Origin of the sequence: Sphingomonas sp. TF3 (assembly GCF_003985085.1) — a bacterium.
In the GTDB taxonomy this organism is placed as follows: domain Bacteria; phylum Pseudomonadota; class Alphaproteobacteria; order Sphingomonadales; family Sphingomonadaceae; genus Sphingomonas.
This window is the reverse complement of the sequence record NZ_RWKS01000048.1, coordinates 1-10,454: the sequence shown is the minus strand read 5'-3', so window position 1 is coordinate 10,454 and position 10,454 is coordinate 1. Positions and strand designations below refer to the sequence as shown.

Annotated in this window: 9 protein-coding genes; 5 read left to right on the top strand and 4 right to left on the bottom strand. The window is 65.7% G+C overall.

Translation table 11 applies throughout. The annotated features are described in order from the left end of the window. Positions 1-124 precede the first annotated feature (124 nt). Together EJC47_RS20290 and hisC are read left to right on the top strand one after the other, a co-directional pair. Complete coding sequence (locus EJC47_RS20290) at positions 125-1,843, top strand: DEAD/DEAH box helicase (RefSeq protein WP_126849524.1); 1,719 nt, start codon at positions 125-127, stop codon at positions 1,841-1,843. A gap of 64 nt (positions 1,844-1,907) precedes the next feature. Then, positions 1,908-3,002: a histidinol-phosphate transaminase gene (hisC, locus tag EJC47_RS20285; RefSeq protein WP_126849523.1), complete on the top strand. Its 1,095-nt coding sequence runs from the start codon at positions 1,908-1,910 to the stop codon at positions 3,000-3,002. A 21-nt stretch (positions 3,003-3,023) separates the two neighbouring features. Here the strand turns inward: hisC and EJC47_RS20280 are convergent, their stop codons facing one another. Beyond that, positions 3,024-4,268: an NAD(P)/FAD-dependent oxidoreductase gene (locus tag EJC47_RS20280; RefSeq protein WP_126849522.1), complete on the bottom strand. Its 1,245-nt coding sequence runs from the start codon at positions 4,266-4,268 to the stop codon at positions 3,024-3,026. 179 nt (positions 4,269-4,447) lie between these two features. On the opposite strand from EJC47_RS20280, the gene EJC47_RS20275 reads away from it, so the two are divergent. From EJC47_RS20275 to EJC47_RS20270, 3 genes are all read left to right on the top strand, one after another. Further along, entirely contained in the window at positions 4,448-4,990 is a 543-nt protein-coding gene (locus tag EJC47_RS20275; RefSeq protein ID WP_126849521.1) for a GNAT family N-acetyltransferase, read from the top strand. 193 nt (positions 4,991-5,183) lie between these two features. Beyond that, the gene (locus EJC47_RS21620; RefSeq protein ID WP_409574499.1) at positions 5,184-5,468 is read left to right on the top strand and encodes an ATP-binding protein; all 285 of its coding nucleotides are present in this window, start codon (positions 5,184-5,186) and stop codon (positions 5,466-5,468) included. Then, positions 5,458-6,096 (top strand): response regulator transcription factor, encoded by a 639-nt coding sequence (locus EJC47_RS20270; RefSeq protein ID WP_126849520.1) that lies wholly within the window; start codon positions 5,458-5,460, stop codon positions 6,094-6,096. Before EJC47_RS21620 ends, EJC47_RS20270 begins: the two co-directional genes overlap by 11 nt. Positions 6,097-6,126: 30 nt before the next feature. On the opposite strand, the gene EJC47_RS20265 is transcribed toward EJC47_RS20270, so the two are convergent. From EJC47_RS20265 to EJC47_RS20255, 3 genes are all read right to left on the bottom strand, one after another. Beyond that, entirely contained in the window at positions 6,127-7,140 is a 1,014-nt protein-coding gene (locus EJC47_RS20265; RefSeq protein ID WP_126849519.1) for an acetate/propionate family kinase, read from the bottom strand. After that, positions 7,128-9,539, bottom strand: coding sequence for a phosphoketolase family protein (locus EJC47_RS20260; protein WP_126849518.1), 2,412 nt, complete (start codon positions 9,537-9,539; stop codon positions 7,128-7,130). Before EJC47_RS20260 ends, EJC47_RS20265 begins: the two co-directional genes overlap by 13 nt. A gap of 194 nt (positions 9,540-9,733) precedes the next feature. Then, on the bottom strand, positions 9,734-10,454 hold a 721-nt coding region (locus tag EJC47_RS20255; protein WP_148110564.1), incomplete at its 5' end, for a DNA translocase FtsK.

Sequence of the window (10,454 nt, the reverse complement as noted above, 5' to 3'; positions counted from 1 at the left end):
CCCCTCAGCCCTCCAAAACCCCACCCCCATAATACCAATTCCACACCCCCCGTGCTTTTCCTGCAGGCCTGTGCTAAGCGCTCGCTTTGGCGCGCGCCCCCGCCGCCCCCATATCCGGAATACCATGCCCTTTTCACACCTCCCCACGCTTCTTGCCGAAGCGCTTTCCGCCCGTGGCTATGCCGCCCCAACGCCTGTCCAGGCTTCGGTTATCGAACCCGAGGCCGAAGGCCGCGATCTCATCGTTTCGGCGCAGACCGGCTCGGGCAAGACCGTCGCGTTCGGCCTTGCCATCGCCCCGCAACTCTTGACCGAAGAGGGTGGCCGCCTGCCGCCGCCGCGTGCGCCGCTGGCGCTGGCTATCGCGCCGACGCGCGAACTCGCGCTGCAGGTGAGCCGCGAGCTCGAATGGCTCTACGCCAAGGCCGGTGCGCGCATTTCGACCTGTGTCGGCGGGATGGACGCCAGCCGCGAGCGCCGTTCGCTCAGCCACGGCGCGCACATCGTCGTCGGCACGCCGGGCCGTCTGCGCGACCATATCGAGCGCGGTGCGCTCGATCTGTCCAACCTCAAGGCGGTGATTCTCGACGAAGCCGACGAAATGCTCGACATGGGTTTCCGCGAGGATCTCGAGCTGATCCTCGACGCGTCGCCGTCCGAGCGCCGCACTTTGCTGTTCTCGGCGACGATGCCCAAGTCGATCGTGGCGCTGGCCAAGCGCTACCAGAAGGATGCGTTGCGCATCTCGACCGTGGGCGAGGATCGCGGTCATGGCGATATCAGCTATCAGGCGGTGACCGTCGCGCCGGCCGATATCGAGAATGCCGTCGTCAATTTGCTGCGGCTGCATGAGGCGGAAACCGCAATCCTGTTCTGCGCGACGCGCGACAACGTCCGCCATCTGCATGCGGGACTGATCGAACGCGGCTTTGCCGCGGTGGCTCTCTCGGGCGAGCATAGCCAGAATGAGCGCAACGCGGCGATGCAGGCGCTGCGCGACAAGCGCGCGCGGGTGTGCGTGGCGACCGACGTTGCCGCGCGCGGGCTCGATTTGCCGTCGCTGAGCCTCGTCATTCACGTCGAACTGCCGCGCGATGCCGAGACGCTGCAGCACCGTTCGGGCCGCACCGGCCGCGCGGGCAAGAAGGGCACGGCCATCCTGATCGTGCCGTATCAGCGCAAGCGTCGCGTCGAGATGATGCTGCGCGGCGCGCGGATCGCGGTCGAATGGATGAACGCGCCGACCGTCGACGACATCCGCAAGGCCGACAAGTCGCGGCTGATGACGATGCTGATGGAAGACGTCGAAGTCGACGAGGACGATCGCGCGCTCGGCGCACAGTTGCTCGAGAAGAAGAGCCCCGAGGATATCGCGGCGGCGCTGGTGCGCAGCTATCGCGCGCGGATGCCCGCGCCCGAGGAGATGATCGAACAAAGCGGGGCGAACCAGCGCGAACCCGGCAAGGAGCATCACCGCGAGGGCTTTGACGACGTCAAATGGTTCCGCATGGACATCGGTCGGCGGCAGAATGCCGATCCGCGCTGGATCCTGCCGCTGATCTGCCGTCGCGGGCACATCACCAAGAACGAAGTCGGCGCGATCCGCATTGCCGCCAATGAGACGATGTTCCAGGTGCCGAGCGCGATCGCGGCAAAGTTCATGGCAGCGGTGAAGCGCACCGCGGGCGAAGAGGCCGAGGGCGGCGTGCAGTTCGAAGCGGTGCAGGGTGGCCCGGTCGAAGCCGAGCGCGGTCCGCGCCGCGCGAACGGCCCGGCACCGGTGCGCCACAATCCGCGCCCGACGCTGCGCCCGGGTGGCCCGAACAAGCGCCCGCAGCGGTAATTCTCATCCTCCCCGTACTGGGGAGGATTTGATGTTCTGCTGGTTCCCCGCTAACGCGCGGGGCATGAACGCACCTCAGCCCAAGCCATGGGTCATGGCTATCGCTCCTTATGTTCCGGGTCGCTCGACGGTCGAAGGCGACACGCCGGTCATCAAGCTGTCGTCGAACGAGAATCCGCTTGGCACCAGCGCGCAGGCGGTCGAGGCATTTGCGCGCCATGCGGGCGACCTGGCGCGCTATCCCGATGCGGGGGCGGCGGTGCTGCGCGAGGCGATTGCGGCGCATCATGATCTCGATCCGGCGCGGGTGATTTACGGCACGGGTTCGGACGAAGTGCTGCATCTCGTCGCGGGGGCCTATGCCGGGCCGGGCGATGAGATCATCCAGGTCCGTTATGGCTTTGCGGTCTACGAAATCGCGACGCGGCGCGTCGGCGCGACGCTGGTGGTGGCGGACGACCGCGATTATGCGACCGACGTCGATGCAATCCTGGCGGCGGTGACCGAGCGGACGCGCGTGGTGTTCGTTGCCAACCCCAACAACCCGACCGGCACCTTCACGCCCAAGGCCGAGATCGCGCGGCTGCATGCCGGGTTGCCGCCGCAGGTGATGCTGGTGCTCGACCAGGCTTATGCCGAATATCTGGCACCCGCAGATGACGATGGCGGGCTGGAGCTTGCGCGCACTGCGTCCAATGTGATCGTCACGCGCACCTTCTCCAAGATCCACGGGCTTGCCGCCGAACGCATTGGCTGGGGCTATGGCTCGGCTGAGGCGATTGCGGCGATGCACCGCATCCGCGCGCCGTTCTGCTGCACCACCGCAGGGCAGGAAGCGGCGATCGCGGCGCTGGGTGCGGCGGACTTCATCGCCGCCTCGCGCGAGCATAACCGCCTGTGGCGCGCCTGGTTCGTCGACGAGATCGCCAAGCTCGGCAATGCCGGTTTGCGTGCGGTGCCGAGCGAAGCCAATTTCCTGCTCGTGCTGTTCGACGGCGCGGTCACTGCCGAGACGGCCTATAAGGCGCTGCTCGAGCGCGGCTATATCGTGCGCTGGCTGCCGGGGCAGGGGCTGGCGAACGGCCTGCGCATGACGATCGGCACCGAGGCGGAAACGCGCGGGCTGGCGGCGGCGTTGCGCGAGATCGTGGGCGCGTAAACGCGCCCACCCGCTGTCCGCCTAAGCGGGCAGCATTTCCTTCAGCGGCACCGCTGCGTCGGCCAGCCGCGCGGGATCGACCACCGCGCGGGCCACCACCAGCGCGCGGCCCTGCACATAATCGCGCGTGGCGTTGACGCAGTCGAGCGCGATGACCTTGCCCTGCTTGAGATAGATCACCGAGAAGCTGCGCGTCGCGACATCGCCGCGCAGCACAACCGCATCATGGCCGATCGACAGGCCGACGGTCTGCAGCTTCAGATCATATTGGTTCGACCAGAACCACGGCACCGCGTCATACGGCATCTCCTCGCCGGTGAGCAGCTTGGCGACGGTGGTCGCCTGATCATTGGCATTCTGCACCGATTCGAGCCGGATCACCGCGCCATCGGCATAAGGGTTGGGGTGCGCGGCGCAGTCGCCGATCGCGAAAATGTCGGGCAGGCTGGTACGGCACAGCGCGTCCACATTCACGCCATTGCCGCCATCCGCGCCCGCCGCGAGCAGCGGGGCGACGGCGGGGATGATGCCGATGCCGACGATGACGAGATTGCCGGGCAGCACCGTGCCGTCGGCCAGGCGCACGCCGCTGGCAGCCCCGTTCTCGCCCACGATCGAGTCGACGGTCACGCCGGTGCGCAGATCGACGCCGTGCGCGCGGTGCTCGGCCTCATAGAAATGCGACAGCGGTTCGCCCGCGACGCGCGCCAGCACGCGCGGGGCCGCCTCCAGCACGGTGACGGGTTTGCCGAGCTTGGTCAGCACGGCGGCGGCCTCTAACCCGATATAGCCACCACCGATGACGATCGCGTGGGTGACGGCGGGCAGTTCGGCGATCATCCGGTCGACATCGGCGCGGGTGCGCACGCCGTGGACGCCGCTCAGATCATGGCCCGCACAGGTCAGGCGGCGCGGGGTGCCACCGGTCGCCCAGATCAGCGTGCGATAGCCGATCGTGCTGCCATCCGCGGTGCTGACCTGATGCGCGGCGGCGTCGACCGATACGACAAGCCGCCCGGGGAGGAGTGTGATGTCGCGATCGACCCAGAAAGCTGCCGGACGGATCAGCAGGCGCTCGAACGGCTTGTCCCCGGCCAGATATTCCTTTGACAGCGGCGGGCGTTCATAGGGCAGTTCGGGTTCGTCGCCGAGCAAGGCGATCGTGCCCTCGAACTTGCGCTGGCGCAGCGCAATCGCCGCCTGCGCGCCGCCATGCCCGGCCCCAACGATCAGGACATCGAAGGGCGTCGGGTTGGTGTCGGTCATTGCAGATCCTCTCCGGCAGGGCAGTGTTCTTTGGGCCCTCATGAAAGCGCGACTGGCGCGGATCAACCCCCGCGCGCCAATAGGTAGTTTCCGCAGCTACCCGGGCGGGCTTCGCAATCCTATTTCCAGCCAGCGAAATGCGGCGTCGATCAACCGCCGCTGTTGCGAAAGGTGGCCCGATGATTGAGCATCTCACAACCCGGACGGGCTTTGAATTTCACGTTCGCCCCGCGCGGCCCGAGGATGACGGCACGGTTGCGGAATTTTTCACGCACGTAACCCATGAGGATTTGCGCTTTCGGTTCCTGACCGGTCTCAATGAAGTGCGCCCCGACCAGATCGTTGCGTTGACGCATGTCGACCATCGCTGGTCGGAGAATTTTCTCGCCTTCACCAAGGACGGATCGATGATGATCGCGACCGCGATGCTCGCGTGCGACGCGACCTTCGAGCGTGGCGAGGTCGCGATCGCGATCCGCAAGGACTTCAAGAACAAGGGCGTGGGCTGGGAATTGCTCGCTTATGTCGCGCGGTTTGCCGAGACCAAGGGCGTGAAAGTGCTCGAGGCGATCGAAAGCCGCGAAAATCACGCGGCGATCGAGCTGGAGCGCGAAATGGGCTTCACCGTCGAATCCTATCCCGGGGATTCGAGCCTGTTGCTCGTCAGCCGCAAGCTCGCGCACGACGTGCCACGGGCGGGGATGCCCAACCGCCCGATGTAAGGGATGGGCGAGGGCGCAAAGGGTCCCGTGGTCTGCCGCTGCAGGCGTGACGGTTTGGCGCGACGGCATAGCCGCAATCGCCTTGGCGCGCCTGAACCATGCGATCCCCGGCAGGCCGTGCCCGGACTCCCGTTGGCGGGTGCGTCGGGATCCAGCGCGGGTGGGCAACGATGTCAGCAATACATTTCAGGCAATGGCAGATTTACTGCCCCGCATAACGGCCATCATGACGGCGATGGCCTTGAATGATTTGCGTGAAGTGACCGTCGCCGATACGGGTGTAGAGCTTTCCCCAGAAAGGATGTGTCGGCTCTTCAAGGCTTTCGCCTCGATCAAGCAGGATGGTATGAGGCGGGGTCGGTCGATCTGTCAGACGATCGTTGGGGCGCATGGCGAACCTGGTGAGACGGATCCATTAGCGGGGGGCGGTACGGCGTTTCATTCCACCTTCATGCGGAGCGTGTCCCATGCCCGATAGGCTCCCGGACAAGCGCATCATCCACCTCGTCGACGATGACGACGCGATTCGGCGCTCCACCGGGTTTTTGCTGCGAACGGCCGGATTCGAGGTGCAAACCTATGAGACGGGCACAGCTTTCCTCGCTGCGGTAGGCCATGCCCAGCCGGGGTGCGTGTTGCTGGACGTGCGTATGCCGGGGGTAGACGGGCTTGAGGTCCAGCGCCTGCTCAACGAGCGCGGGATCGCTTTTCCGGTGATTGTGCTGACCGGGCATGGCGATATTTCGCTGGCGGTGCGGGCGATCAAGGCGGGTGCGGTCGATTTTCTGGAAAAGCCGTTCGAGAAGACTGCGTTGCTGCACGCGATCGACGAAGCTTTTGATCGTCTGGCGAGTACGCAGGCCGAGCAATTGAGCGCGATCGAGGCGAGCGTCCGCCTCGCCGCGCTGACGCCGCGTGAGCGCGATGTGCTGGATGGCCTGGTCAACGGGCAACCCAATAAGATCACTGCTTACAAGCTCGGCATTTCGACGCGTACCGTGGAGGCTCACCGCGCCAACCTGACGCATAAGCTCGGCGTGCGCTCGATGTCCGACGTGCTGCGGCTGGCCTTTGCCGCACGGCTCCACACATCATCGGGCGAATGAAAGCCGACGTTCCTGCGACCGCCGCGCACGTCAGCCCAGAAGCCGGCCGACATGCCGCGCGATCTGCGCATTTTCCTGCGAGGGCAGCACGCGCTGCGCGATCGGCCCGGCAAAAGCGAGATCGGCGGAGATGGCTGCGCGCACCGCGGCATCATGTTCGCCAATGCCGCCGGTGAACACGATTAGATCGGCCCCGCCCAGCACCACCAGCATCCCCGCAATCTGCTTGGCGACCGAGCGGCAGAAGATGGCAAGCGCGAGCGTCGCTGCGGCATCGCCCGCTGCGTGCAGCACGCGCAGATCGCTCGAGCGCCCCGACAGGCCGAGCAGGCCGGATTGGCGATCGATCAGCGTCTCGATCTCGGCTGCATCCAGGCCGCGTTCGCGCATCAGATAGAGCAAGAGGCCGGGATCGATATCGCCGGCGCGCGTGCCCATCACCACGCCGCCCGAGGGGGTGAGCCCCATGCTGGTATCGACCGAGTGCCCGCCCAGCACTGCCGTCACGCTCGCGCCATTGCCGAGATGCGCGATGATCAGGCGATCGGGCACGGCATCGCCCAGTTGCGCGAGGATCGATTCGCACGACAGGCCGTGAAAGCCGTAGCGCCGCACGCCTGCATCGCGCAGCGCCTTGGGGATGGGCAGCGTGGCCGCGATGGCGGGCAAGCGGGCGTGGAAGCCGGTGTCGAAGCACGCGATTTGCGGCACGCCGGGATAGCGCGCCTGCGCCAGCGCGATCATCCGCAGCGAGGCCGGGCCGTGCAGTGGTGCGAAGGCAGTTGCCGCCTGCAACCGCGCGAGCACGCCTGCATCGATCCGCACCGGCGCGAACAGGTCGATGCCGCCGTGCACGATGCGGTGGCCGATCGCATCGGGCTGGTCGCCGCCGATCTCCGCGAACACGCCGGCATCGACATCGGCATGTTCGACCTCGCCCGTGGACAGTTCGACCACCGCATCGCCGACCGCATAAAGGCCGTATTTGACCGAGGACGAGCCGCCGTTGAGCGTGAGGACGCGCTTGCTGCTCACCGCGTCCATTGCCAGTCGCGCACTTCGGGCAGATCCTCGCCATGTTCGGCGATGTAGAGCTTGTGGCGCTCGATCATCGTCCAATAGCGTTCGGTCTCGGCCGGCACGCGCTCCCGCAGGCGCGGGATGCGCTCGATCGCGTCGAGCGCCAGGCGATAGCGGTCGAGATCGTTGAGCACGACCATGTCGAACGGCGTGGTGGTGGTGCCTTCGTCCTTATAGCCGCGCACATGGAAATTGCGGTGGTTGGTGCGGCGGTATGCGACCTTGTGGATCAGCGACGGATAGCCGTGAAAGGCGAAGATCACCGGCGTGTCGGTGGTGAACAGCGCATCGAAGGCGCGCTCGTCGAGGCCGTGGGGATGCTCCGATTGCGGTTGCAGCACCATCAGATCGACGACGTTGACGACGCGGATGCGGATGTCGGGGACGAATTGGCGCAGCAACTGCACCGCCGCCATCGTCTCCAGCGTCGGCACGTCGCCGGCGCACGCCATCACCACATCGGGGTCGCCCGAGTCGCTCGCCCATTCCCAAACGCCCGCACCCGTGGTGCAGTGGCGCACGGCCTCCTCGATGCCGAGCCATTGCCATTCGGGCTGCTTGCCCGCGACGATGACGTTCACATAATTGCGGCTGCGCAGGCAGTGATCGGCGACCGACAACAGGCAATTGGCATCGGCGGGCAGATAGATGCGCACCACCTCGGCGCGTTTGTTGGCGACATGATCGAGGAAGCCCGGGTCCTGATGCGAGAGGCCATTATGGTCCTGCCGCCAGACATGCGAGGTCAGCAGGTAATTGAGCGAGGCGATCGGCCGCCGCCACGGAATGCCGCGCGTCACCTTCAGCCATTTGGCATGCTGGTTGAACATCGAATCCACGATGTGGATGAAGGCTTCGTAGCACGAGAACAGCCCGTGCCGCCCGGTGAGCAGATAGCCTTCGAGCCAGCCCTCGCAGAGATGCTCGCTCAGCACCTCCATCACCCGGCCGTCGCGCGCGAGGTGCTCGTCGACCGGCTCGACTTCGCCCATCCAGGCCTTGCCGGTGACCTCATACACCGCCTGCAACCGGTTGGAGGCGGTTTCGTCCGGGCCGAACAGGCGGAAATTGGCGGCCTCCAGATTGAGCGCCATGACATCGCGCAGGAAACCGCCGAGCACCGCCGTCGCCGCCGCCTTGACCGTGCCGTGCCCGGTTTGCGCGACGGCGTGTTCGCGGAAATCGGGGAGGATCAGCGGCACGAGCAACTCCCCGCCATTGGCGTGCGGGTTGGCCCCCATGCGGCGGTGCCCGGTCGGCGCGAGCGACGCATACTCCTCGCGGAACTTGCCGGTCTCGTCGAACAGCTCATGCGGGCGGTAGCTTAGCAGCCATTCCTCAAGCTGGCGGAGATGCTCCGGGTCCTTGAAATCGGCGATCGGCACCTGGTGCGCGCGCCAGGTGCCTTCGACCGGCTTGCCGTCCACCGTTTTCGGGCCGGTCCAGCCCTTGGGGGTTTGCAGCACCACCATCGGCCAGCGCGGGCGTTCGTCCCCGGCGGTGCCGTCGCGCGCGGCTTTCTGGATGGCGTGGATCTGCGCCAGCACGGTGTCGAGCGTTGCGGCGAGCGCCTGGTGGACCGCCTCGGGATCGTCCCCAATCACGAAATGCGGATCATAACCATAGCCGCGCAGCAGCTCGGTCAGCTCCGCGCGGCCGATCCGCGCCAGCACTGTCGGGTTGGCGATCTTGAAGCCGTTGAGGTGCAGGATCGGCAGCACCGCGCCATCGCGCGCGGGGTTGAGGAACTTGTTGGAATGCCAGCTCGTCGCCAGCGCGCCGGTCTCGGCCTCGCCATCGCCGACGACGCAAGCGACGATCAGATCGGGATTGTCGAACACCGCGCCATACGCATGCGCGAGCGAATAGCCGAGCTCGCCGCCTTCATGGATCGACCCCGGCGTCTCCGGCGCGACATGGCTCGGGATGCCGCCCGGCCAGGAGAATTGGCGGAACAGCCGGTCCATGCCGCCGCGGCTGCGCTCGATCGCGGGATAGCGCTCGGTATAGGAGCCTTCGAGATAGGTGTTGGCGACCAGCCCCGGCCCGCCATGCCCCGGCCCGATCACCGCGATCATGTTGAGATCGTGCTCGACGATCAGCCGGTTGAGATGGACATAGAGCAGGTTGAGCCCTGGCGTGGTGCCCCAATGGCCGAGCAGCCGCGTCTTGACGTCGGCCAGCGCCAGCGGGCGATCGAGCAGCGGGTTGGCGCGCAGGTAAATCTGCCCGACCGACAGATAATTGGCGGCGCGCCAATAGCCATGCATCCGCCGCAGCAGATCGGGCGAGAGCGGGCCGGGGACGGGCGGAGCGCCAGCGGGCGCGCCGGGGCCGGGCGTGGCGGGGAGCGGGTCGGTCATGGGAATTCCTGTGCTGCGCGCGGTCTGGCTACGGTTATGCCTGCGCGCGGCGCGCGGCGGCAGCTTCGGGAAGTACGGGGGTGGGTGGGGGCGTGGGACTGACGGTTTGAAAGAGCGGGATGGAGTATGACGTGGGTGGGGCGGTGTCGGACAGGGGGGCTCGCCCTATCATAGTCAGCTTATTTGGCCCTCAATCATCGTGCCCATGGCCACCAGGATTTCTTTGACGGCACAGGCCTCATCGCCGAGGCTGGCTTAGGATGCCCGTCGCGACCGAGCAGCACGCTGCGTCGGCCGACATGGTCTGGGCGGCCAACAATGCCCTCCTTCTCCATACGTTCGATTATGCGAGCAGTGGAATTGTAGCCGACACGGAGCTGACGTTGGAGCCATGATGTTGACGCCTGTTGATTCTCTATGACGAGTTCAATGGCCTTGATATATTGATAATGCTCTGGCGATGTTTCTGGCTCCGACCCGAAACTGAGATCGAAGTCTGCGATTGATTTCGCGTGAACGTTCTGAGCGCGCCAATGATCGCTAACCGCATTCACCTCCTCGTCGGATACGAACGCGCCGTAAAGCCGAGCAGTGTGGTTTCGGCGGGGCATGAAAATCATATCGCCGGGTTTATTAAGTTCCTCAGCTCCGTGCCTTCCCAAAAACGTTTCTGACTCGTCGGAAGAAACCAAGCGATATGTTATGCGGGCGGAAGACTGGGTGCCTATCACTGCGTCAAGATGTTCAACGACCCACCGATTCGAGCTGAGTATCATGTGTAGTCCGGCCACCGGGCCTTTATTGGAGATCCGCTGAAGATACATGCGCAGCTCATCGTATGCGTTCTCATCTGGGAGGCCATCAATCACCTCGGCAAGCTCGTCGACGATCACCACGATCTGCGGCAGCACCTGG